Here is a 25204-nt window from a genome sequence, read left to right on the forward strand (position 1 = left end):
TAGGGCTTCGTAGTTTATCTCATCGATATAAATTTCTACGTCAAACTTAGGGAAACCGCCGAGTACGGGTCCGTACGCTCGGTGGTGTGAGAGGACGGAGGTTAGTCACCTCCTCCTACTCGATTATCACATGTGATTTTTCACACAATATTATAAACAAGCAAGAAAGAGGTGCAACAACATGAATATAAACAAAGGGAATCCAATCGCCCTGTTACCCTTGTTCATTTTCTTAGTTATCTTTGTAGGGTCTGGTATAGTAACAGGTGATTTCTATTATATTTCAATTTTAATCCCAGCCCTAATTGCAGCCATTGTAGCAATCCTACAAAATCGAAAGAAGCCAACCTTCGAAAAAGTTGAGCAATTTGCGAAAGGTGCAGGCCACCCTGACATTATGATTATGGTCTTCATTTTCATATTGGCCGGTGCGTTCTCATCGGTGGCAAGCAGTATTGGTGCAGTAGAGTCTACAGTAAACTTGGCATTAACCTATCTTCCTGAGAATTTAATAATTGTTGGAGTCTTCATTATTGCTGGCTTTATCTCACTTTCTATGGGAACATCAGTTGGAACAATTAGTGCACTAGCACCAATTGCTGTCGGAATTAGTGCTGAAACAGATTTCTCTGCGGCATTATCGCTCGCAGCAGTTGTTGGCGGCGCAATGTTTGGTGACAACCTTTCCATTATTTCTGATACGACAATTGCAGCTGTGCGAACACAGAAAACGGAAATGAAAGACAAGTTTAAAGCGAACTTCTTTATCGTTCTTCCTGCAGCGATTGCGACTATTATAGTATTAATTGTGATCACTTCAGGTGGAACATCTTCTATTGATGCAGAAAATTTCAATTGGTTAAAGGTGATTCCTTATATTGGCGTTTTAGTGGGTGCGTTAGCAGGTTTGAATGTTATGGCCGTGCTCATTGGCGGAATTCTGCTATCTGGAATTATTGGAGGAGTTAGTGGAAATTACTCTCTTGATGCTTTTATGTCGAACATAACATCAGGTATTAACTCGATGTCGGAATTAATTTTCCTTACTATTATTATTGGTGGAATTGTAGCCATGATTCAACACAATGGCGGAATTCAATTTCTTCTTCACACACTTACAAAAGGAATTCGTTCTAAAAAAGGTGCTGAAGGCAGTATCGCTGGTCTGGTAGCAACTACAAACCTAGCTACAGCAAATAATACAATCGCTATTATTACTACAGGACAATTAGCGAAGAACATTGCTGACGAATATGAGATTGATTCCAGAAAGTCAGCAAGTTTACTTGATATCTTCTCTTGTACGGTTCAAGGTTTAATTCCATATGGAGCACAGTTATTAACTGCAGCCCAAATCGGAAGCCTATCACCAATAGAATTACTGCCGTATTCTTTCTATCCTATATTAATAGCTATATCCGGAATCATTGCAATCGCAATTGGATTTCCACGTTTCAAAAAAGCAGCATAACTAAAAAAAGACGGGATCCTCGATCCCGTCTTTTTTTTAGGCTCTGTTAATGTCTAATGTTAATCTTATTTCATAGAAGCCCTCTTATATGGAATACACAAAACTGAGACACTTTTTTTGTAAATGGACCGTTTCGTTTGTTGAGTGCTTGGGGGTGTCGCTGGAACGACTCGCTATCCGAACCCCCTTATGCTCTATCTCCTATAACGGAAATATCCTCTCAATATCAATTGTCGCGTATAAACGCTAAAAGGAGGCTTACATGAAATTCTCTACAACGATGATTTGCCTTGCAAATGTCTCCCTTTTTGTGAAAACAAATAATAGAAATAAAAAGAAAATCGTAAATAATGGAATGCTCATCCACTTTCCCATGTGACTCCCTCCTACACATCACGTTTTCGGAATAGTATGATCGCTACTGCGAGCGCAATACACCCGTACATAATGGTATAAAGAATCATCACATTATTAGGAGCGGATGCACTTGCAAACATCCCCTGCTGAGCAAGACTGACGGGGTTGTCTGCTGTATCAAATAGAAACACGGTCATTTTACGGTACATAGCGTCTACAGGAAAAATGAGGCTTGAAATAATACCTATATTCACAAGCGCTCCCTTTTCCATTATGGTTCCAATTTGTTCTACAAAGCCTCCTATGAAGGCAGAGCCGTAAAGGATTATTAATACAATCCCTGCATTTAGCGTTGTCATTCGACTACTTAACATGACACCTAATGTCACTAGAACAAGGGGTTGTAACATATATGTTGCTGAGGCACTTACAATTTGGCTAATGGAGAAATCAAGTGATACAACTTCGCCTCCTATGCCTTGATGCAGAATAATGATGCCCGCAAACAAAAAAGCCGCGTAAGCAATTAACAACCCTCCAAGACCAATTACTTTCCCAAACAAAAACTGTGTACGCGTTATAGGTCGCATTAGCCACGTATCGATTTGATGACTATCTATTTCACTAGCGATAGCACTTACACTAGATAAAATAGAGAGCAAAGCAACAATGAACGATGAGAAATAAAGCCCTATACTTAATAATTGAGAGGAAAATAGCTGTTGCTGCATCATTTGGTCTACGGTAGAGGCTCCAAAACTTTTCCAATCTTTAACTGCATAGTGTATAGCTACTCCATATAAAATAAGAAAGACGGCTGTCATCATCATTGTAATAAGGAAAATGCGTTTGGATACAATCTCTTTAAACGTTAACTTAGCGATGGTCCACATATCGACGCTCCTTTTCATTTACCCAATGCATAAACACATCTTCTAAATGAGGGATAACGGGTGTTACTTCATAGATTGGAAGCTTATGATTTGCCAAGAAATCAACAAGTCTTGGAATATCTTCTTCCCTCTTCAATTGATATAATGCTTTAGATCGGCCATTCACAGCTTCCTTTCTTTCTACGTTACGCACAAAGTCAGGAAAATCAAGTTTTGTAGATTCAGCTTTAGCCGAAGACATAATTTCAACCTGTGCTTCCACCATCATGAGTTCACGCCATTTCCCCTGAACGATTAGTTCACTCTTATGTACAATAGAAACATGATCACAAACTGACTCTACCTCATTGAGTAAATGACTATTCAAGAAGATGGTTTTCCCTTGATCTTTTAAATGAAGCATTAAGTCACGGACATCTTTCCTTCCAATTGGGTCAAGAGCTGATGTAGGTTCGTCTAAGAAGATCAGTTTCGGATCATTAATAAGCGCACAGGCAAGTCCAATGCGTTGTGACATCCCTTTTGAATACCCTTTAATCTTTTCTTTATCACGTCCTGTCATCCCAACGAGGTCAACCACTTCGTCGATCCGCTTCTTTCTTTCACGTATTGGCACCTTACACAATTCTGCATGACTTTCAAGTAATTTTCGACCTGTGAGCCAATCTGGGTATCGAAATAGTTCTGGCAGATAACCTACTTTTTCTCTTGATTCTGGTGTGCCAATTGGTTTCCCTAAAATCTTTCCTTCTCCACTTGTAGGGTTTAGAAGTCCTAACATGGTTCTTACAAATGTACTTTTCCCGGCACCATTTGGACCAAGGAATCCATAAACCATGCCCTCTTCTATTTCCAAAGACACATTACGTATACCAGCCTGGCCATTGTAGGTTTTCGTCAATCCTTTAGCTTCCATAACATTCATAACCATATCTCCTTTCAACAGACACGCACAAAATGGGCTGCATATAAGCAGCCCTTTATGATTATTGTGCTAAATGGTTGGCAATTGATTTTAGTTCTTGATTTGTTAGTCGAGGTTTTTCAACACCATTTTTTCCGTGAACCGTATAGGAATCTACTATATGGATGTACTCCCCTTCTTGCCACATGATTGTAGCTCCGCTATCGCTATTCATTAAATATCCTTTGTTTCCTGCGATATTCAACTCTTCTAACTCTTCATCTTCATGTTCAATGTAAGGAAGAGGTAAGGTTTCTTCTATGCTTTGAATCTGCTGAATTTGGCGCTTTACATTATAAGGAACAAACGGAAGTTCTAGTAATGTATCCTTCAGCTCTTCAACCGAAGTACCTTTAGGAACCGCAAAGGTGGGAGCGTCAACCTTTGAATAACTCACCTGTTTCTCTTCTTTTCTAAAATCGAAATTCCGTGATTCTCCAACTTGTAACGAAAACGTTTTTCCATCTAATGCTTGATCAAATTGTCGTTCCACACCGAACTGCGTTAATAAATTATTGGCTTTTGTTACATCAAGATTAAAGCTCATCTTATACCCTGGATCAATGTTTAAGCTTTCAAATGTAAATGAATCGATTTCCGGAACATCATATCCAGCTTCCTCCGCTTCTTGCACTCGGTTAAATCTAGATTGTTCACTATAACTGTTAAAGTCAGTTGTTCTATCTGAAATTCCTATTTCACCAAGCCCTTTTAATTCATAGGTTCCTTCTTCTTCCCGGCTTAGCCATTGGTCAACTTCGTTCATATCCTCTTGTGTCAATTTAACCATTTCAACCTGATTGACGCGGAACATAGATAGGAATTGATCGGCAGCAACTTGAACTTGCGGGAAAGCAAGAGATCCAAAAATTGTAGCCGCTGCCATCCCAGAAGCAATAAAACGTTTGGTTTTCGTAGTCAATTTAAACACTCCTTTTTGTTTCTGTGGTTTTTCACTATCTTGGATTACGATCGAATCATTCTTCATTTCCTTCTCCTGAATCTTGCTTTCAAATGAACGCCAGGCGGCATCTACATCGATGGGGAGATCTGATTCTTGAAACGAGGGTTCGATTTCAGACTCCAGTGCTTGTAATTCTTCTAATTCTTCACGACAAGAAGCACAGGTCTCTAAATGTTGCATGACAACCTTTTTCTCATCACGGGTTAATTCATCGTCTAGGTATGCTTGTAACATTCCGTTCTCAATACATGCCATCCCGGTCATCCCCTTTCATTTGAGAATATACATGTTTAAACCGCTTCTTTGCCCTGGCAATCAACGTGCCAACGGAGGTACGCTCAACGTTTGCTGTTTGAGCAATCTCCCCGTACTTAAAGCCTGAGAATTTCATCATTAGTAAAAGTTGGTCCCTTTCATTTAATTGAGCTAGCGCATCTTTTACTTCTTGACGGTCTTCTTTTTTCATATAAGACTCTTCTACTGAAGCCAATAAATCATTGCTATATTCGGCTTGTTTCTCTGCTTTTTTCATCTGTCTTTTTTCAGTTCGTATGTAGTTGTAAGATAAACGAACAGCAACTTTCATGAGCCAGGCCGGAATAGACTCAATGTCTTGCCAGTCAGAATGATAAAATTTCAGAAATACTTCTTGAGCAATTTCTTCTGCTGTTTGTCGATCGTGTACGATGCTTATCGTTTTCCGAACGACATTTGGATAGTATTGTTTAAATAGTTGTTGAAACTGAGCTCCTGTTGGCTCCGTTTCATTGGAGTAATTCGAATCGAACAAATTTGCTCTCACCTCCAAAGCGGCCCCTCCTTTCGAACAGCTTTCATAATAGAGACACCAAATTTATTATTTTTGTGACAGATCTATAGAAAAAAATTCAAGTAATTTCTTTTTATGTAAACCTTCATATGTCCTATTTATTATAATTCAAAAGGGTAGAGTTTTGAGCCGTTCCTGTTAACTAAAAACCCATACCCTTCTCTCTCCAGTCAATATGCTTATCTCGAATCGGGGGTTCCCCAAAAAAATCTGCTCCCTTTTCAAAAGGAGCAGATTTTCTATAGCTTTAGACTTGCTTATGTTTCATAAACTCGAGAACCTCTAAGTCAAGTTTACCATGTTCAAGAGCACGTTCCTCAAAATTCTCTCTGTGTAGAAATGAGGTAAAGGCCTTATACATAATAGATTCTACAACATTCACTGTAGGTAAGTATCCAAGCCTTTTCAATTGAAGTAAAAGTTCTTGCTTAACCTCTCCTTGGATTAAGGCAACATTCTCTTCTTTCGTAGCCCCAAAGTAAAGTTGCTGAAGGTGATAAATCCTCACTAGCTCATGAATGGGTTCGTCATGTTCATCTACTCGCAGATCAATGAAACGATCGTTAAATCCCCCATATCCCCCATTTTCTTTAACCACAAGAAGGGCTGCAGATTGCTTCCCTCGTTTATCTCCACCCGCCATCTGCCCAGCTTGGAGCGCCTGTAACAACCGATCAGCTAAAGACCCTTTACTCGATTCGAACGTAGAAGCCATTTCAGTTATGGTTTCTTCATTGACCAATATGTTTCCTTGAGCAGCAAAATTGGGGCCTGTTAAACCTCCCGCCCATTCGTAACAGGCGTCACCTGTGTAGGTAGCTGACTTTCCCTTTGCATCCACAATTCCAACTTGACGTAATCCCCTTTCAGGATCAGCTTCCGTTAGTTGTTTGACTACTTCATCAGGAGCGTAACCTTCTTCTAACAAGCGAAGCCCCTCAGGTCCAAAGGAAGGATTAGCCAGGGATTGAGTAGCAACAGCGCCAACACCAGCTTTCGCCCAGGGAACGACAGAGCCAGAACCTAAGAACTTAGACTGAACGGCAACTCCTAGCTCATTTGTTTCAGGATCGTACCCAACAATCGAAAACGTTGCAACAATAGGATTAGAAACTCTGCTCATTATTACTTCTCCCCTTCTCGTACCATAAATTAATCTAACTATAATAAATAAAATGGTCTTCTAGCAAGCACAATTTTTTAAGTATTATGTAAATTCGTAACCTTGTGACTTACATTTTAAACATTTGGTTTACGTTCTAGTAAGAATTTAAATAACAAAAGCCTGAAGCACCATGTGCCTCAGGCTTAATGTAACACTAATCCTTTTTCTCATCTGGATGGTCCTTATCCTTTTCCTCATCTTCAAAATGAGCATCGATTGGACCTTTTTGCTGTTGTTCTTTTTTCTTCTTCCGCTTCAAGCGCTGCACAATCTTCTTATAATTCAATGTAAACGTCTTCGGTTCATAATGCTCTGAAGCACGGATGTCTTCAGACGAAGCACGCATAAAGGACCACGCTAGCATAACCATAATAAATAGTAGCGGAAACCCTCCAACTATGGCAGCTGTTTGCAATGTTCCTAGTCCACCAAGGAACATTAAGACGAGTGGCATAAGACATAGAGCAAATGCCCAGAAGAGACGGTTCCATCGTAAAGGCTCGTCTTCTACCTCTTTTTGAACAACAGATGCTAAAATGTAAGAACTTGAATCAAATGTCGTTGCTAAGAATATAATCGCTAAGATGGTGAAGATAAAGATCATAAACCACGCCATTGGAAGCTGACCAATGATCTCAATAATCGCTTTTGGCGCACCTTCTTCATTCAATACATTAATAACATCAAACTCTCCTGTAAGTTGCATATGCAGGCCGTAGTTTCCTATGATTCCAAAGAATAGTATACTCCCAATCGTTCCATAAATGATGGTGCCAAGAATCATTTGTCGTATAGAACGACCTCTTGAGATCTTAGCTACAAATAGACCAACGAAAGGTGCATACACAAGCCACCATGCCCAGTAAAAAACAGTCCAGGATTCAGGGAAGCTTGTTTGTTCATATGGCCCGAGCGCATTATATGGCTCAGTCCATGTACTCATATGAAAGAAGTTATCAAGCAATAACCCAATGCTATTCGTAGTCGTTTCTGCCATAAACCTCGTAGGACCGAACATAAACACAAATGCTAATAGAAAGATTGATAACCATAAATTAAGATCACTTAAAACCTTTATCCCTTTTTTCAACCCACTATATGCACTGATTGCAAAAATAAGCGTAACAATGGCCAGGATAGCGGTCTTCATGACCATGTTTACAGGTATCCCTGTTAATTCATTAATTCCTTCAGCTATCATTGGAGTACCTAGAGCCAACGTAGTCCCTGCTCCACCTAACAACCCAAACATAAATAAGATATCGATTGCTGTCCCCACAGGACCGCTGGCAAGATTCCCTATAAGTGGTCTTGTGGCTTCACTAACTTTTAGCACAGGCTTCTTACGTACATAGTAAAAATAAGCCATTGGTAGTGCAGGAAGTGTATAAATGGACCATGCAATCGGTCCCCAATGAAAGATTCCATACGTACTTGCCCAGGCAATTGCTTCTTGTGTCCCTGGTTCCACACCGAATGGAGGGCCTTGATAGTAATACGCCCATTCAATCGTACCCCAGTACAGAATACTTGATCCAATCCCGGCACAGAACAACATACCCGCCCAAGAAAAGTTATTAAATTCAGGCTTTTCCCCAGCATCACCTAATTTAACACGCCCATTGTCGCTAAAAGCAACATAGATAAGAAAGAAGAAAATACCTAATCCGACAAGTAAATACAACACCCCAAAATTAGTCGTTACAAATGTATTCGCCTGATTAACGTACTCGGCTCCTTTTTCCGGGAATAGAACTAGCGGAATCGTAACTAATAACAATAGTATAAAAGCCCCTAAAAACGTAGGCCAATCCATTATTCCTTTTTTCATGGTCGTATCTCCTTTGATGTTAGACTTTCACACTTAAGATGTTCTAGGTATGAAAGTTTCATGCGTGGATCTATTTACTCTTCACGGTCCTGCTCCACATGGGTTTCATCTGGCCCTTTTTTCTTCTTCTTTTTCTTTCTAACTCTTTTCACATCCTCAAAGTCAATATGGATGGCTTTGGGTTCATATTCTCCTGCATCCTTAATATCCCCTGTTGAAGCCCTCATGAAGGAAATCGCAAGTAAAATCATAATAAATATGAGCGGAAACCCTCCCACAATACTTGCAGTTTGAAGCGCAGATAGGCCCCCTAAAAACATAAGGACAAGAGGCATTAAGCATAGTGCAAATGCCCAGAATAAGCGATTCCATCGTAAAGGTTCACCTTCTACCTCATTTTGAACAACAGAAGCTAGAATATATGAACTCGAATCAAATGTAGTAGCTAGGAAGATCACAGACAGAATGGTGAACAAAGCAACCATAACAAATGATAATGGTAAAGTGCCTATTACATCGATAATCGCTTTAGCTGGTTCATTATTTTCAAGAACAGATATGACGTCAAACTTTCCGGTTAATTGCATGTGTAAGCCGTAATTTCCGATGACTCCAAAGAAAAGAATACTCCCTGTAGAACCGTATGCAATCGTTCCGAGCACCATTTGCTTCAGCGTACGTCCTCTAGAAATTTTGGCAACAAATAACCCGACAAATGGCGCATACACAAGCCACCATGCCCAGTAGAAAATCGTCCAACTCTCCGGAAATCCTGTACGTTCATAAGGACCCAGACTGTTATAAGGCTCTGTCCATGTGCTCATTCTAAAGAAATTATCAAAGATTAACCCAATACTATTAAGTGTGGTCTCGGCGATGAACTGAGTAGGACCAAAAACGAATACAAAAGCAATTAGGAAAATTGATCCCCATAGGTTTATATCACTTAACACTTTGATCCCTTTATTTAACCCGACATAAGCGCTGACAGCGAAAATCGTTGTACACACTAGTAAAACAATTGTTTTAACAAACAAGCTTACTTGAAGACCGAATAAATTCTCTAATCCATAAGCAATCATAGGAGTTCCAAGAGCAAGTGTTGTAGCTGCTCCCCCTATTAATCCAAACATAAATAAAATATCAATCAGGTTCCCAATGGGTGTATCTGCCAATTTACCAATAACAGGCCTAGTTGCTTCACTAATCTTCAATACTGGCTTCTTACGCACATAATAGAAATAGGCAATTGTTAAAGCAGGTAGCGAATACATCCCCCATGCAATCGGACCCCAGTGAAACATTCCATAAGAGCTTGCCCATAAAACCGCTTCTTCTGTTCCTTGTTCTATACCAAATGGAGGACTCTGATAGTAATAAGCCCATTCAATTGTTGACCAATATAAAATACTTGCTCCGATACCCGCGCAAAAAATCATGCCCGCCCATGAGAAATTATTAAACTCAGGCTCTTCATCCATGTCACCTAGTTTGATTTTGCCTTTTTCACTAAAAGAGACATAAAGCATAAAGAATAAGATTCCAAGGCCTGCTATTAAATAGACAACTCCAAGACGTCGAGTCATAAATTCATTCGCTATATTAACAACCTTGTTTCCTGATTCCGGAAAGACAACTAACGGGACTGAAACTGCTAATAATAAGACAAGTGCACCAATAAACGTTGGCCAATCAATTTGTTTGAATTTCATGTACACGCTCTTCCTTTCGAAACTGTTTGCCTTTATCTTGAGCGAAGGAGGTTTTTTTATTCTCTCGCTAAACGATAACGAAAATCATTCTCATAATGTTTGCGCATGCGGGTTTACACATACCTGCTACCGTGTTACCTTATCATGTGGAAGGAAAGACACCTTGAATATTCAACATTTAGAAGTAAACGAGTGGAACGAATAGATTTGCGCATTTGCATAAAAAAAGCCATTTATCCCTTATAGGTGAACATGGCTTTTTTTCATGCCTTCCAATGAAATTTAAGGAGGAACTTATATGAATACCATCATCAAGTCATTGGTAGCGCCCCTTATCGCTTTAGGAATCTTTGCATTTGGCTTACCTTCTGTACACGCTGAAGAAATTGCAAATGTTGAGGAGAAACAAACAGACCTACAAGAGGAACGTGCTGTTAATGGCGCTTCTCTTCCTATAAAGAAATTAGAAGTAGACAAGAAGAAAACCGAATTTGCCCGTTATCATACAACAAAGCAAGAAGAGCAATCCCCTTCAAACGTGGAACGCACTGTTCACGTTGAGGCTACAGCTTATACCGCTCACTGTGATGGCTGCATCGGAATCACAAAGACAGGCATCAATTTACTCGAAAACCCTAATAAGAAAGTGATCGCAGTAGACCCAAATGTTATTCCATTAGGATCAGAAGTGTACGTTGAAGGCTATGGTCGTGCCATCGCTGGTGACATCGGCAGTGCGATCCAAGGCAACCGTATTGACTTATATATGAAAGACCACAATGATGCTATGGACTACGGACGTCGTCAAGATATTAAAGTAGAGATTCTATCCTCATAATAAAAAGCTCCCTAATAAGGGAGCTTTTTTTGATACATATTTATTTTTATGAGATCCATCCTATAATTTAGGAGGTGCTACTATGAATGATCACCAGAAAGATACAAATCAACCGACATTCGATGAGCTGAGTGACCGTTTCATCGGAGAAGCAAATGAGCAACCATCCCTTTCTATGAAGACCAACTTAGACCCAAAAGATGTCACCAAAGACAACCCTTATTTCGATAAAACGAAAAAGCACACGCCAGAAGAAATCGAGTCATTTAAGAAATTCTTTCAGTAAAAAAGGTTGTAAAGTTAAGAAGACGCCCACTAAGTAAAATAATGACTTCTTTCCTTAAACATCATGCAAGCACAAAAAATCCCGTCACTATGGACGGGATTTGGATTAATCGATAATTTGAAGGTCTTTAGGGTACTTGGTCAATGTTTCAAAACCATTTTCAGTAATGAGTACATCATCTTCTATTCGAACTCCACCTACTGTAGGGTCATAGATTCCAGGTTCGAGGGTGTAGGTCATTCCGATCTTCAGTTCATCTTCATTTAGATGACTCATAGAAGGGAATTCGTGCACGTTTATGCCGAGTCCATGTCCGATACGGTGAGGGAAAAGATGACCGAATCCTGCTTCTTCAATGACATCACGAGCGATTTGATCCAGGTCTCCGATTCTAGTACCCGGCTTACTGATGTTAAGAGAGGCAAGTTGAGCTTCTAGAACCGTTTCGTAGATCGTTCGCTGTTGTTCGGATACGGAGCCATACACGACGGTTCTTGTTATATCAGATGTGTAACCTTCTAACACCACTCCTAAATCAAATAGAACAAAGTCGCCTTTTTGAAGCGTACGATCTCCAGGATTTCCGTGTGGCTGACCGGACTTCTCTCCGAAAAGGACCATTGTGGAGAAAGACATTTCACGAATACCTTTTTTCTTTAATTCATACTCGATTTTAGCGAGAACTTCCATCTCAGTAATGCCTTCTTGTAAGGCTTCAACGCCAACTTTAACGCCATAGTCAGCCATTTCAGCTGCACGACGCATGATGTTTATTTCGTTCTCATCTTTTACAACACGCATGTTGTTAATCGCCTTTTCAACAGATTGCGATGTAGCATCTGGGAATAGATTGAAAAGAGCCTGGCTTCTACTAAACGTTAAAACTTCTTGCTCAAAAGCGATCCGTTCAACCGATTTTAGTGAGCGTTTTAGAAGGGCAGCTTTAACCATTTCCCACGGGTTTTCATGATCGGCATAGCCAAGTACTTCATAAGGCCATCCCGCATCTTTCACTTGACCTACTTCCATTCCTGGAACAATAAAGAGAGGTTCAGCTTCCTTAAATACAAAAAGCCCCATTAATCTCTCATGTGGATCTGTATGGAAATCCGTAAGATAAAACACATTTTCTGTAGAGTTGAAGAAAGTGACATCTACCGACTCTACTTCCATCCACTCTGTTAATTGTTGTAAGCGTTGCTTCATTTTTTCACTCTCCCTAAGCTGATTTTGCAAGGTCAGATGAATGCTTCTGTGTACTCAAAGTAACGATGATTAGAAATAGAATCGCTACCGGTACAGCAATGACTACACTATTTAGCTCAAATGGCTTTTGCAAGACAACTTCCCAAACCAGTGTCGATGTTACCCCGGCGATCATGGATGAAATACCACCCGCTGCTGTGACACGCTTCCAGAAGAATACAGCAAGAACTGCAGGTGTTATACCTGCACCATATACGGTATAAGCATACATTTGAACAGCTAGTACACTTGGGAAGTACGTAATTATGACAAATGCCAGAACTCCTAATAGAACAATAAACCCTTTTGTAATACGCAATTGCTTCTCATCAGACGCTTTAGGATTGATATAGTTTCTATATATATCATACGTTAGATTAGTCGCTGCCGAAAGTAAATAAGAGTTCCCTGTTGTGATAATGAAGGAAGCTGCTGCAGCAAGTAAAATTCCCCCGATTGCTATAGGCATGACTGTAGTTGTTGCCATCAATGCCATACCCGGATCAATTTCAGGGAAAAGTGACCTGGAAGCAAATGCGATAAGAGAAATGGCAGGTGAAATGACAATCATCGCTATTAGCCAACCAATTTGGGCTTTTTTAGAGGATTGATCACTCTTAGATGAAGCCAATCGTTGGTACATGTTCTGATCACCCAATAATAAGAAAAGCGACGGAAGTAAGTAACCGAGTAATTGGATTGTAGATAGTCCACCTGTATTGCTCATATGTGTTTCAGGTACATTTTGAACAATTTCATCCCAGCCACCAGCTATGATAAAGATCGTTGGAACCGTAATGAGTAATCCGCCTACCATAAGAAATCCACTTAACGCATCCGTTTGTGAAACAGAACGTAAGCCACCGATCATGGCTAGGAAGATAATCAAAGCCGCACCGATCATGGTACCTGTTTCAACCGTCATTCCTGTTGTAAGATTTAAAATGAAACCGAATCCCTTCATCTGATAAGAAACGATTCCTACATAAGCTAGAATAATAATGACACTTGCTATATTACGTGCTGACTTTCCATATTTCGCTTCCAAAATTCCTGATACCGTATATTTACCGAACGCTCGGATTTTCGGAGCTACGATGTATAGCATAATGATACCAAATAGTGTCGGAACCATTAGCATAAAGGATGGAATAATGCCATAGCTGAATGCCATGGATGTTTCTCCTCCTGAGATACTTCCACTTCCCGTCCAAGTAGCCAGAAGTGTCCCCATTAGCACAAAGGGTCCCAGACTCTTACCTGCGAGAACAAAATCCTCTGTTCCAGAGACTTTCTTAGACATGAATACCCCAATTCCTATCATAAGAAGGGCATATAATCCAATAAACCATAATAATGTTGGATCTTGTTGTAGTTCCATAAGTTTAGTTTCCTCTCCTGCTTGATCATTTTGATTTGACTAAATCTGTTAGCTTTAAGCGTATACTTACGCGCGCTACTTATGTGAACTGTGTGGAAATTAAGAATTGCTGTTTTCCGATCCGGATCTGTAGAAAACAAAACGAAGATTAATAATTAGAGGAATCAGGTTCATTTACCCTGATTAAAGCGGTACTCTTGCTTATGTCTTCGCTTCACATAAGAACAATTGCTATTAAATCTACCATAATTTTTTGAAAAGCAAAAATGCCTTTATATCAACGTTTTTTGTGATATTAGACCAATTTTAAAGAGTTCCCATTTATTTACACGACTGTTGATTTCATTCATTATGCACACTCCAGGAGTTTTTTTACTGATAGAAATATTCTGAATTATGTTCTGTTGCAACATAAATAAATGATTCAAATTACCCACAAACCGAAAAACTATTTGCGGCTTATTTACTATTAACTGAAACTTAATTTAACAAGGATCAACAGAGCGGCTAGGGAAAACTAGTCGTTCAGAATCCTCCCATTCTCTCCATTACGATAAATGTCACTAAATTCAGGCATTTTTTGTTACAAATCTGACATGTTTGACATATCTTTGACTTATAAATGTCATCGTTCTTTAATGGGTTTTTAGAACTAGCCCTGCTATACTCATCTCAGATACTAAAGGAGGATGATTGATGATGAAAAACATCATGACGACAACGGTCTTGTTCCTCATTGCCTTTGGATTTATCAGTATTCTTATTTCAAATCATCAAATAGTACAAGCCCAGTCAGCTGAGATCAAAGAACAAAGTAAAAACGATAACAACCTACTTTACCAAGATCATGACATAAATAAGCAAATCACCTTACAAAAGAAAAATGGAGTTTCTAGGTTCCTACAAACCTCGGCAGAGACACATACCTCTTCGAAAAAGGGGAAAGCCATTGAACAAAAAAAGGCATACACAAAAGAAATTACAGTAGAAGCAACAGCCTATACAGCTCATTGCGAAGGTTGCAGCGGCATAACTAGAACTGGAATCAACTTATTAGAAAATCCAAATTTAAAAGTCATTGCCGTTGATCCAAATGTCATCCCATTAGGTACTAAAGTTTATATAGAAGGTTATGGAACGGCTGTGGCAGGAGATATCGGAAGTGCAATTAAAGGAAATCGAATAGATATCTATATGAAGGATAGACAGGACGCATTGGACTATGGAAGAAGAACAATAAAGATTAAAATCATATCTTAACTTAGGGAGGACATTTATATGTTCTCCTTTTTTTATTCTATTTTGGAATTTAACTTCGTACATACCAAAACTCATTAAAGAATCGCACAAAAAAACACCCTTCTCTTGAACGGTGGTAAGGTTAAAACAAATTATGTAAAAGAAAGTGCCTGCTTGATCTTATACTGGTATAACGAGCAAGATGTAACTTTCTATGAATCGAGTTCATTGCTACACAGGCACTTCTTTAGATTTCGTAAGCATGAATGTAGAATCCTTCCTTATTGGTTACTTATTTCTTCTTTTTCTTTTTTGCTCTGGCTCCCATCTTTCCTTTTTTAGCAGCGTTTGTGTTCTGAGTTGTTGTGTTGCTTGCTGTTAGCTCTTGGCTGTTTTGATAGTCTTTCTCGAATAGCTCGCGAGCTTTTGAAAACATGATGGTCATAGTGTGACCCTCCTTAATAATTTCTTACAAAAGCATTTCCCTGCATTTCCAGAGCTAAAACTTCCGTTTACAATTTTCATTGTACTCCCTGAAACCTACGTTTGTAAATGATAAAACTACATTTTTATTAATAATCATTTTAAACTGTACAGATTAAATTACGTGTATAACCTGATTTTTTTAACCCTCGTATCCACTGTCATTTCAACGGTTATAGGTACTTTCTCAATTCGTAATATTTTTGTCATAAATGTGTGAAACTATTCTCAATTAGAATAACCTTTTTCCGCGTTAAAGCATTAAAAAAACAAGGCAATATTGGACTCATTTTTTATAAAATTAAAAGAACCTGACATCCAAATTATGACAGGTTCTTCCATTTTTATAATTGAATCGTTTGAGGGTCTTCCCCTTCCACATTCATTAAGCGAATTTGCGTGGGTTGAATATCTAAGACAATATAATCTGGATCCTCTGGTCCTTTAAACCAATGCTTCATGTATTCGTTCCATAACTTTTCTTTTAACTCTTTTGAATCATTAATAACTGCTTTACCCTCTACCTCAAGGTATGGATCTTCAAACCCTTTCCCATCATATCCTAGCAAGACATGCACATAAGGATTTTGTTCAATCTCCTCAGCTTTGTGTGTATCCTTATCCGTCGCTGTATAAAGGTGCAAGTCTTCATTATGGAATGTCATATAACGTGAATGTGGTTTATTTTGTTGGACCGTAGCAAGGGTGCCAACTTTATGATGCTCCAGAACCTCTAGAATTTTATCTTTTACTTGTTTTTCATTCATTTCCAAGGACTCCCTTCATCATTTGCTTCTTAGGTAGTGTTCCTGATTTTTAGTTAATTTAAACAAGTCAGTTGGCTATTTAAGTATGATTTCATTCTTTTAGAACACCCTAATACCAAATGATGAACGAAGGAGTGGAGAAATGAAATTTCTATTATCACGTCGGTTCAGAATAGGCTTAATTGTGTTTAGCTTTATTCTATTCCTAGCTAGTTCTTGGATAAATGCTCAAACGATCCCTGAGGATTATGGAGCTAAAGGAGCATTAAAAGATCCTCGTTTAACTTACGAAAAAGCACTAGAATATGCCATAGAAGACGAATACTTAGCCCAAGAGAGATACACTAAAGTCATTCAGAAATATGGGCAAGTCTTCCCCTTCCCAAAAATTCAAGAGGCAGAAAAGAAACACATCGAAGCACTCAAGCGCCTTTATACTAAAGCAAACTTGAGTATCCCAGAAAATCAAGCAAAACAATATACCGTTATGCCAGCCTCTATTAAAGTAGCCCTTCAACAAGCCGTACAAGCTGAAATCGATAACATCGCTATGTATAACCGTTTTTTAGAAATTAAGAACTTACCTCCAAATGCTACGAAGGTTTTTACTAATTTACGAGACGCTTCAAAGAAACATCTCGTAGCTTTTAACTTTGGGCTCTCTCAGCAGCAATAACGTTGAGGACAAACTTGTAATAAAGTTTGTCCTCTTTTTATTCCAAATGTCTATTAAGTCTGTTCTTTCCTATAAAACTTATTAGAAAAGGGATATAGAAGAATAATCATTTTTTGTCACATTTTGTCGAATTCATGGTATAGTTATATCAGGAAAAGCATAGGTCTTATGCTCTATTAACTATTTGATTTAATGATGGAGGATGTTTACATGTATAGTGTCATGTTAGTTGATGATTCGAAGCTTACCCGGTCTTTTTTAAAGGACCAGCTTACTAACTCTAACTATCATGTTATTGCCGAGGCTGCTGATGGACTTGAAGCTATCGAATTATTCCGATTACATAAACCGGATGTAACGATTTTAGATATCATTATCCCCTATTACTGTGGGATGAGCTGTTTACGTAAGATGTTAGAAATAGAACCAAAGAGCTCCATTATAATGTGTTCATCTATCGGACAACAGTATCACATTAAACAATCGCTCTACCTTGGAGCTAAAGATTATATTGTGAAACCTCAATTTAAATCCTTAAAACCTGTTCTAGACAACGTAATCTCTTCTGTATAAAAAGAGCTTGGAATTCCAAGCTCTTTTGTTTGAATAAAGAAAGATTAATTGTTTTGTCTTTGTCTGAATTGAGCTCGCACTCTCTCTAAAGTTAGATACGATGTCTGCCTGATTGTCCAATCGGCTGCACTTAAGTAAGAAGATGTTCCCACTCCAATAGAAAACATTTGGGTTGAAAGAATTGCCTTGAGTCCGGCTTCTCCATCTTCAATAGCCACGCAATCTTTATGCGCTATCCCTAACCGATCGGCTGCTGTAACAAATATTTCAGGGTCTGGCTTTCCATTCCTTAAGGACTTCGGATCCATAATGACATCAAAGTATGAAGTTAAACCTAATTGATGAAGTACAAATTCTGCATTTGAACTTGCTGACGCTAAAGCCATGGGAGTTCTATCATTTGCTAATTCCTGAATGAAATCTTTCATACCAGGCATCAAGTCATCTTCTGTCAATTGAGCAATTAATTGTTGATAATTTCTATTTCTCCATTCACCAAGCTCAACCATCTCTTCATTCGTAAAAGACTGATCAGAACGTTCTGCTAACATTTGAATTAACTCCATTCGAGGTCTTCCTTGGTAAAGAAGGTTATCCTCTTCTGTAAATGAAATGTCGAGCTTTTCAGCAATGGGTAGTGTCGCCTTATGATAAAGGGGGACCGTGTTCACAATCACACCATCCAAGTCAAAGATTACTGCTTTAAATGTCATATATGAAACTCCTTTACTGCCAATAACTAATCTTGAAGTAGCGTACAGTAACTTTGATAAAAACGCAAGAAGAACATGAGCCATGCTTATTACTCACACATGGCTCATGTTCAATAAAATGTAATCAGTTATATCGTTTAAGTTACCTTAAAATTCAGCACAATTGCATTGTTTCAGGGCAAATACTTAAGTAGGTCTTCTATTGCAATAGTAGTAGATTCATCATGTACAGCTGTTTCCTTTGTAAGGTCTATAAGATCTACAGCGCTCAGGACGGTCTTTTTGAAGGGGAATAGAATCATTACAGATAGGAACATAAAACATAATCCAACTCTGAACATTTCTTTCATACATAACCCTCCTCCACATCCTTTTTATATTAAATGCCCCTTATATAAAAGGATAAAACCTTTAATTTAGCCTTTCCACATCCTCAGATAACTTCACCACTAAAGCATCACAATAGTTTCGCCACGAACTTACGCTGTCTTGGTCCATCGAACTCGCAAAAATACACTCCTTGCCAAGTACCAAGGACTAACTCTCCATCTGATATGATCATTATTTCAGAAGAGCCAACTGTACTTGTTTTTAAATGCGAAGCTGTATTGCCTTCCCCATGAAGGTCTTCCGGATGTTCCCAAGGGTACACTTCATCTAACCTTCTAAGAAAATCAGTCTTCACATCTGGATCTGCATTTTCGTTCACTGTAATCCCTGCTGTTGTATGTAAAGAAGAAACGACAAGTACTCCTTCTTTTACTCCAGATGCTTTTACATAGTTGTTTAGTTCGTTTGTTATATCAACCATCTGATCATGTTCAGTCGTTCTTACTGTAAATGTCTTCATCCATTATCACTCCTTATTCTTTATGTAACCGTTATTCCCAAAAAGAAACCTCGAAGTTTTTTCGTGACTTCCGATAGAATTTCTCAGGATTTTATTTCACCCTTAAATGCAAGGAAGGCTATAAGTTTTCATGATTTACAAACACATTCATTCATATTATTATACGAAAAGGATTTAATTCATAGTAAATAGATGAGAATTGAGGTGTATCGCAAAATGGAAACAATGACAGCTAAGAGTCGTCCTTTCACAACCGTGACTTCTACACTAAACCCAGTTCAAAAGCCACTTGTGACGCTAGGACTTCTTGTTTCTATAATTCTATTCATAACTTCTGTATCGATCGGAGGATGGGCGCAGGGTGTTCTTTATGTTGTTGGGATGGCCCTTGGACTGACGTTATTACATGCCCGTTTTGGATTTACGTCAGCTTTTAGACGATTAACATCAGTCGGGAATGTTCAGGGGCTGCAAGCGCATATGGTCATGCTTGCAGTTGCAACAACCTTATTTGCCATTATCTTGGCTACAGGATTCAGCTTCACTGGAGTTACGCCATCAGGATATGTCTTTCCTGTTGGGATGAGCGTTGTCTTCGGGTCTTTCCTATTTGGTATCGGGATGCAACTTGGAAATGGCTGTGCTTCTGGTACACTTTATAATGTCGGAGGCGGAAAAGCTTCCTTATTTGTTACGTTAATAGGATTTATTGCTGGTTCAGTACTTGGCGCGTATCACCTTCCTTGGTGGACAAGCGAAGCAATGCCTGGGCTCCCCGCTATATCATTAGCTGAATCAACCGGTTTTGGTTATTTTGGAGGCTGGTTGTTCCAAATTGTCCTTTTTGCAGGAATTTACGGACTGACTGTACGCTATGCTCGTAAGAAAAACCCACCGCAAATGAAACCACTCCCAACCGTAAAGGGATGGAAGAAACTTGTGCGAGGTTCATGGCCTTTACTTGTAGCAGCCGTTGTATTAGCAATTTTAAATGCCATTACCCTTTCTGTCCGTGGTAACCCATGGGGTATTACATCAGCCTTTGCTCTTTGGGGTTCAAAAGCCCTTATGGCAATTGGAGTAGATGTAAGTAGTTGGGGCTATTGGTCTGGTAAAACAGATCAACTCACTAATAGCGTCTTTCTAGATTCTACAAGTGTTATGAACTTTGGCATTATCATCGGAGCGTTCATCGCAGCAGCTGCTCAAGGTTCATTTAAACCACAACGCTTCAAACCCGGTATTTTCTTCGCTTCCTTAGTAGGTGGCGTTATGATGGGATATGGTGCACGACTTGCTTTTGGCTGTAATATCGGTGCTTACTTTGGAGGCATTGCTTCTATGAGCCTTCATGGTTGGGTATGGATGATTATGGCCCTTGCTGGGACCTTCCTAGCATTATTTATTAGACCACTATTTGGATTGAAGAACCCAAATCCTAAAGATTCTATGTGTTAAAGAGAGTGAGCTAAATCATGGGCGATTTAGCTCACTCTATTGTGTGTGTGACCGTTACGATTATAAGTGCTAGGGCAGGCTTGGGGACCACTCGCTTTCCTGCGGGGAGCTGGGAAGCCTCCTCAATCGCTACGCGCTTTCCGGGGTCTCCCCTAGGCTCCTTACCCCGCGGGAGTCTCGCAGTCCCCAAGCCTGCCCTGACGCTAATTAGGTGAACGGACCAGCTTATTATAGTTGCTCTTGAGCCCCCTACCTCACAAATTTGGGGCGTTTCCGTCTCTCCCCATTTGGCAAAGGTGGGCCTGGAAATTGCGAGACTCCTGCGGGAGAAAGAGGTAGCCGAGACCCCGCAGGGTGGTTTTCCCGAGGAGGCTCGACAGCTCGCCCGCGGAAAGCGAGTGATTTCCAGGCCCACCTTACTCTCTATTCAAGCTGACGGAAACCTCTCTCCATCCGTCGCAAAACATCTCTGTCTCAACTTCAATCCTTCCATATAAAGCGGCTTATATGGAACAACACTAAACATTAACAGAGCCTTTTGTTAAAGATTCGAGATTAATAAATAGGGGTAGGATACTTCCAAGTACCTTAGGCACCTATAAGTGCGTACTTTATCGCACATTAGATTAATGAGATAATAATGGACAAAATGATAATTAATGGAGGTTCTGTACATGAAAGCTCTTTTGTTAGAAGGAAAAAATCAGTGGCAAAACATGAAGGTTGAAGATATAGAAACCCCTACTCCTCAAAAAGGAGAAATACTTGTTCGCAATAAAGCTGCTGGCTTAAACCCAGTTGATTATAAAACGGCAACGAATGGACTTTCAGCATGGGAATACCCTCACATTCTAGGTGTTGATGCGGCCGGAATCGTAGAAGAAGTTGGCGAAGGTGTGACTACAATTCAAAAGGGAGATCGTGTAGTGTATCACGGTAATATGTCGAAAAAAGGTACATTTGCAGAATACACCGTTACCCCAGCCCATACAGTCAGTCATCTTCCTGAGTCCATTTCGTTTGAAGATGGAGCTGCTGTACCGTGTGCGGGTTATACAGCTTATCAGGCACTCATGCGTAAAATGCATGTACAACCAGGGCAAACAATTTTAATTCATGCTGGCGCTGGTGGTGTTGGTGGCTTTGCCATTCAACTGGCTAAACAAGCCGGATTAACAGTTATCACAACTGCTTCTGCCTCTAATCATGAATTTGTACAATCACTCGGTGCAGATTACGCTATTGATTATAAGCAAGAAGACTTTGTAAAGAAAACTCTTGAACTTACTCAAGGGAAAGGCGTTCATGCTGTTCTTGATACCGTAGGTCGTGATAACGCAACACGTTCACTTGACACCCTACGTTTCAACGGTCAGATTGCCTTTATCGCAGGGCCTCCTGACATTACAAGTGCACTTGATTTCACGAAATCATTCTCGTTCCACCAAATTGCACTTGGCGGAGCTCACTTAGTCGACAACATTGAAGAGCAACAAGACCTCGCCTTAATGGGTCAAGAAATGTTCCAACTTATTGAAGAAGGATCGATTTCAACATTACTTGAGAAAGCTGTCCCGCTTGAAGATGTCCCACAAGCACTAAATGATCTATCAAAGCGTCACGTAACAGGAAAGATTGTCGCATCTATTTAATCGCAAAAGGCCAGTCTCTTTAGAAGAGACTGGCCTTTCTTATATTCTTTTTAATTTTTTTAAGATCAATTTCTCTAATGCGCTCCACGGTAAAATAGTCTTAGCCTTCACCATTCCTTTAACACCTTTACCGACTGGATAACGCAGATTTCTAATCATCTTCCTATCGGCTAACTGTGATATGAGATCAGCTACCTCTTGAGGGTCACCAAGTGAATCTTCCCCGTTTTTTAATTCTTGCTCAATGCGTTCCATGTAATCAAAATAAGGTGAATCTTTCTTCAGGGACTGCTCAGTTACCACTCTACCTGAAGACCAAATGTTCGTCCGATAAGACCCGGGCTCAACCAAAGCCACATCGATACCAAACGGCTTCACCTCAAGACGCAAACTTTCACTATACCCTTCTAGTGCGTACTTAGATGAAACATAGGGAGACAAACCAGGGAAACCAAACAGTCCACTAATGCTGCTTACATTAATGACTTTCCCAAACCTTTGCTGTCTCATAAGAGGCAACACCGTTTGAGTGACTCCCATAACACCAAATACATTCGTCTCAAACTGGTCTCGGTATTCGCTCATTTGAATTTCTTCACTAAAACCACCAAGAGCGAATCCCGCATTGTTAACAAGAACATCACAGCGCCCTATTTTCTCTATGTAATATTGAAAGTCTCGGATCGATTCTTCTTTCGTTACATCCAAAGGCACAGGAATAATCTGTTTATACCACTTTTCATTTTGAAATGGTTCAAAAACTGACACCTTGCTAACATCCCTCATTGCCGCAAGCACAACGTATCCCTGCTTAGCTAAATTGACAACCGTCAAAGAACCAAATCCACCAGAAGCTCCAGTTACAACAGCCACCTTTGATTGAACCATAATCACCATTCCTTTCTACTATTTAATGTGCAGGCGTGGTGCCTAGGACCGTACGGATAAGACAGCTTTTTGGAAAAGGCGATTAGCCTTTGAAAAAAGCTGTCTTATCTCGCTAGGTCCTCCATGCCGGAACTGGATAGGCTCCCCAGCTCCCCGCAGGAAAGCGAGTTGTCCCCAAGCCTGCTCAAGCACACTTTACAATAACAGACACACAAACTCAGCTACTAGTATCAAGAATACTACTCTTTTATTCAGCAGATATAGAAAAAGAGGTTGTTCTACCAACCTCTTTTTCTCTCATTTATGGATTCATCATGTCTGTAACTTTACCTGTCTTCTTATCTACGTAATACCATCCCATAGTCGCGGTATGTGAGGTCCCGTCCTGTTTTACGAGTTCGTATACGTGAACAAGATATTTACCGCTTTCTTCATGGTCAATTTGCACTTTAACACGATCATCACTAGATTTGATACCTAAATGGTTTCTTACTGCTTGAATAGCTTGTTCCTCAGCTACCTGTTTTGCCTCGGCTGAGTCTTCTTGAATATAAGTGGTTTGAATATCATCCACGACCCATTGAGTTCCGTCATGAACCACAATATAGTTCACTTTGCTATTCCCTTCCATCTCATCTGATTGATTCTGGATTACATGAGAGGTCGTATCATTAACACGCTCAATCGATACTGGCTGATCCGGGTTTAAGAAACTTGGGGCGCTTGAAGGGACCACATAAAGCTTCCCATTTTCTTGCCGTATGTAGTACGACATGAATTCATCAGTCAGTGATTGTGACATCGCCGTCTTAAACTCTTCCTCAATCTCCTGAAGAGAGGAATAATCTTTGATCATTAAGTTATCGTCTGTATTTTTAATGACGTCGAAGAATACTTGTTTATATTCATTGACAACAGCTTTTGCTTCTTGTGATGTTAAGTCTGCAGGCACTTGTTTTTGGTCGGGCTCATCTTTGGCTTGATCCGTCTGTTTATCTTCATCAGTGCCCGATGATCCGTTATCCTGGTTTTTCTCCTGCTTTGTATCATCTATTTTATCTTCTGAAATTTCTTTGTCAGCTTCCTCACTGTCTTTTGAAGCATCATCATCTGCTTTCTCTTTCGGTTCTTCTTTGTCTTTTTCCGAATCTTTGTCGGCTTCCTTGTTGTTATCTTCTTGTGTTTCTTCTTGCTCCACTTCTTTTGAATCACTATCTTTTGTCTCTGTTTCTTGGTTAGCGTCAGATGTACACCCAGCTAAAATCATCATTAAGGCTAGGCTTGTTGCCCATATATATTTCATTTTCATTCTCCCTTTACCTGGTCTTAAAATAAAGGCTCTGTTAATGCTTAGTGTTGATTTCATTCCACATAAGCCCCCTTATTTGGAACACTCGAAGCTGAGACACATTTGTGAAGATGGGTCCGTTACACTTGTCGAGTGGTTGGGGTGTATGGGGAACGACTCGCTTTCCGCGGGCGAGCTGTCGAGCCTCCTCGTTCGCTAGCGCTCTCTGTGGGGTCTCGTCGACCTCTTTCTCCCGCAGGAGTCTCCCCGTTCCCCATACACCCCTGGCTATGTTTATACGAACGGCCCTGCAGCTTGAGAGAGATTGGGGGTGGAGAGCAACTTTATATGGCATGCTTCCGTTACTCCATATATGGCAGAGGTGGTTCGGGAAATTACGAGACTCCTGCGGCAGTAGGAGCCTCATTAGTAAAAGAGGAAGTTCGACTAAGACCGTCACGTCCTGTGACAACGTCGAACGACCCCACGTCGTGTGGGGCCGCGGAAAGCGAGTGATTTCCCGAACCGCCTTACTCTCAAATAACGCAAACGGAAACATTCTCTCAGTTTCGAGTCTTCAACAATTCTGCCCTATTCTTGAACAAGCTTATTTTAAAGAATAGCAACAGCAAACTTTAACAGAGCCAAAATAAAAATAGCGAGGCGAGATCATCGCCTCGT

Annotated in this window: 23 protein-coding genes and 1 pseudogene; 8 read left to right on the forward strand and 16 right to left on the reverse strand. The window is 39.9% G+C overall.

All coding sequences use genetic code 11. The annotated features are described in order from the left end of the window. Window positions 1-160 precede the first annotated feature (160 nt). Window positions 161-1471: pseudogene (locus IEW76_RS09055) on the forward strand (Na+/H+ antiporter NhaC family protein); the annotation flags it as partial. 386 nt (window positions 1472-1857) lie between these two features. Here IEW76_RS09055 and IEW76_RS09060 read toward each other — a convergent pair. The 7 genes from IEW76_RS09060 to IEW76_RS09090 all read right to left on the reverse strand — a co-directional run bounded on the left by IEW76_RS09060 (window position 1858) and on the right by IEW76_RS09090 (window position 10186). Next, complete coding sequence (locus IEW76_RS09060) at window positions 1858-2721, reverse strand: ABC transporter permease (RefSeq protein ID WP_188653051.1); 864 nt, start codon at window positions 2719-2721, stop codon at window positions 1858-1860. Then, on the reverse strand, window positions 2705-3646 hold the full coding sequence (locus IEW76_RS09065) for an ABC transporter ATP-binding protein (RefSeq protein ID WP_229721184.1): 942 nt from the start codon (window positions 3644-3646) through the stop codon (window positions 2705-2707). The genes IEW76_RS09060 and IEW76_RS09065 overlap by 17 nt, the downstream gene beginning before the upstream one ends. 61 nt (window positions 3647-3707) lie before the next feature. Beyond that, the gene (locus IEW76_RS09070) at window positions 3708-4904 is read right to left on the reverse strand and encodes a zf-HC2 domain-containing protein (RefSeq protein WP_188653055.1); all 1197 of its coding nucleotides are present in this window, start codon (window positions 4902-4904) and stop codon (window positions 3708-3710) included. Then, complete coding sequence (locus IEW76_RS09075) at window positions 4891-5451, reverse strand: RNA polymerase sigma factor SigX (protein ID WP_229721192.1); 561 nt, start codon at window positions 5449-5451, stop codon at window positions 4891-4893. The genes IEW76_RS09070 and IEW76_RS09075 overlap by 14 nt, the downstream gene beginning before the upstream one ends. A 274-nt stretch (window positions 5452-5725) precedes the next feature. Next, the gene (locus IEW76_RS09080; RefSeq protein ID WP_188653059.1) at window positions 5726-6601 is read right to left on the reverse strand and encodes a DUF1028 domain-containing protein; all 876 of its coding nucleotides are present in this window, start codon (window positions 6599-6601) and stop codon (window positions 5726-5728) included. A gap of 196 nt (window positions 6602-6797) precedes the next feature. Continuing rightward, window positions 6798-8474 carry a BCCT family transporter gene (locus IEW76_RS09085; protein ID WP_188653061.1) on the reverse strand — a complete coding sequence of 559 codons (1677 nt, stop codon included), beginning with the start codon at window positions 8472-8474 and terminating at the stop codon, window positions 6798-6800. A gap of 74 nt (window positions 8475-8548) precedes the next feature. Further along, complete coding sequence (locus tag IEW76_RS09090) at window positions 8549-10186, reverse strand: BCCT family transporter (RefSeq protein ID WP_188653063.1); 1638 nt, start codon at window positions 10184-10186, stop codon at window positions 8549-8551. 298 nt (window positions 10187-10484) lie between these two features. Between IEW76_RS09090 and IEW76_RS21025 the strand changes: the two genes are divergently transcribed. Beyond that, on the forward strand, window positions 10485-11024 hold the full coding sequence (locus IEW76_RS21025; RefSeq protein WP_188653065.1) for a 3D domain-containing protein: 540 nt from the start codon (window positions 10485-10487) through the stop codon (window positions 11022-11024). A gap of 82 nt (window positions 11025-11106) precedes the next feature. Further along, the gene (locus tag IEW76_RS09100) at window positions 11107-11310 is read left to right on the forward strand and encodes a hypothetical protein (protein ID WP_188653067.1); all 204 of its coding nucleotides are present in this window, start codon (window positions 11107-11109) and stop codon (window positions 11308-11310) included. A gap of 105 nt (window positions 11311-11415) precedes the next feature. On the opposite strand, the gene IEW76_RS09105 is transcribed toward IEW76_RS09100, so the two are convergent. After that, window positions 11416-12516: a M24 family metallopeptidase gene (locus tag IEW76_RS09105; RefSeq protein ID WP_188653069.1), complete on the reverse strand. Its 1101-nt coding sequence runs from the start codon at window positions 12514-12516 to the stop codon at window positions 11416-11418. A 13-nt stretch (window positions 12517-12529) separates the two neighbouring features. Beyond that, window positions 12530-13936, reverse strand: a complete 1407-nt coding sequence (locus IEW76_RS09110) for a sodium:solute symporter family protein (protein WP_188653071.1) — start codon at window positions 13934-13936, stop codon at window positions 12530-12532. 696 nt (window positions 13937-14632) lie between these two features. On the opposite strand from IEW76_RS09110, the gene IEW76_RS21030 reads away from it, so the two are divergent. Next, entirely contained in the window at window positions 14633-15196 is a 564-nt protein-coding gene (locus tag IEW76_RS21030) for a 3D domain-containing protein (protein WP_308422060.1), read from the forward strand. A gap of 271 nt (window positions 15197-15467) precedes the next feature. On the opposite strand, the gene IEW76_RS09120 is transcribed toward IEW76_RS21030, so the two are convergent. Then, complete coding sequence (locus tag IEW76_RS09120) at window positions 15468-15620, reverse strand: hypothetical protein (RefSeq protein ID WP_156969084.1); 153 nt, start codon at window positions 15618-15620, stop codon at window positions 15468-15470. A gap of 382 nt (window positions 15621-16002) precedes the next feature. Then, the gene (locus IEW76_RS09125; protein WP_188653073.1) at window positions 16003-16425 is read right to left on the reverse strand and encodes a pyridoxamine 5'-phosphate oxidase family protein; all 423 of its coding nucleotides are present in this window, start codon (window positions 16423-16425) and stop codon (window positions 16003-16005) included. A 142-nt stretch (window positions 16426-16567) separates the two neighbouring features. Between IEW76_RS09125 and IEW76_RS09130 the strand changes: the two genes are divergently transcribed. After that, window positions 16568-17101 (forward strand): ferritin-like domain-containing protein, encoded by a 534-nt coding sequence (locus IEW76_RS09130; RefSeq protein ID WP_188653075.1) that lies wholly within the window; start codon window positions 16568-16570, stop codon window positions 17099-17101. Between the two features lie 210 nt (window positions 17102-17311). After that, window positions 17312-17674: a response regulator gene (locus tag IEW76_RS09135; protein ID WP_188653077.1), complete on the forward strand. Its 363-nt coding sequence runs from the start codon at window positions 17312-17314 to the stop codon at window positions 17672-17674. 44 nt (window positions 17675-17718) lie between these two features. On the opposite strand, the gene pgmB is transcribed toward IEW76_RS09135, so the two are convergent. The 3 genes from pgmB to IEW76_RS09150 form a co-directional block, all read right to left on the reverse strand. Further along, complete coding sequence (gene pgmB, locus IEW76_RS09140; protein ID WP_188653079.1) at window positions 17719-18387, reverse strand: beta-phosphoglucomutase; 669 nt, start codon at window positions 18385-18387, stop codon at window positions 17719-17721. Between the two features lie 173 nt (window positions 18388-18560). After that, window positions 18561-18737, reverse strand: coding sequence for a hypothetical protein (locus IEW76_RS09145; protein ID WP_188653081.1), 177 nt, complete (start codon window positions 18735-18737; stop codon window positions 18561-18563). Between the two features lie 107 nt (window positions 18738-18844). Beyond that, window positions 18845-19237 (reverse strand): secondary thiamine-phosphate synthase enzyme YjbQ, encoded by a 393-nt coding sequence (locus IEW76_RS09150; protein ID WP_188653083.1) that lies wholly within the window; start codon window positions 19235-19237, stop codon window positions 18845-18847. A 216-nt stretch (window positions 19238-19453) separates the two neighbouring features. Between IEW76_RS09150 and IEW76_RS09155 the strand changes: the two genes are divergently transcribed. Next, window positions 19454-20695, forward strand: coding sequence for a YeeE/YedE family protein (locus IEW76_RS09155; RefSeq protein ID WP_188653085.1), 1242 nt, complete (start codon window positions 19454-19456; stop codon window positions 20693-20695). Window positions 20696-21369: 674 nt separating this feature from the next. Further along, window positions 21370-22347, forward strand: coding sequence for a zinc-binding dehydrogenase (locus tag IEW76_RS09160; RefSeq protein ID WP_188653087.1), 978 nt, complete (start codon window positions 21370-21372; stop codon window positions 22345-22347). A gap of 39 nt (window positions 22348-22386) precedes the next feature. Here the strand turns inward: IEW76_RS09160 and IEW76_RS09165 are convergent, their stop codons facing one another. Together IEW76_RS09165 and IEW76_RS09170 are read right to left on the reverse strand one after the other, a co-directional pair. After that, on the reverse strand, window positions 22387-23235 hold the full coding sequence (locus IEW76_RS09165) for an SDR family oxidoreductase (protein ID WP_188653089.1): 849 nt from the start codon (window positions 23233-23235) through the stop codon (window positions 22387-22389). A 301-nt stretch (window positions 23236-23536) separates the two neighbouring features. Continuing rightward, a complete protein-coding gene (locus IEW76_RS09170) occupies window positions 23537-24601 on the reverse strand; it encodes a hypothetical protein (protein ID WP_188653091.1) in 1065 nt (354 codons plus the stop codon). Between the last annotated feature and the right edge of the window lie 603 nt (window positions 24602-25204).

The organism is Pontibacillus salipaludis (assembly GCF_014642405.1).
Taxonomy (GTDB): Bacteria; Bacillota; Bacilli; order Bacillales; family BH030062; genus Pontibacillus; species Pontibacillus salipaludis.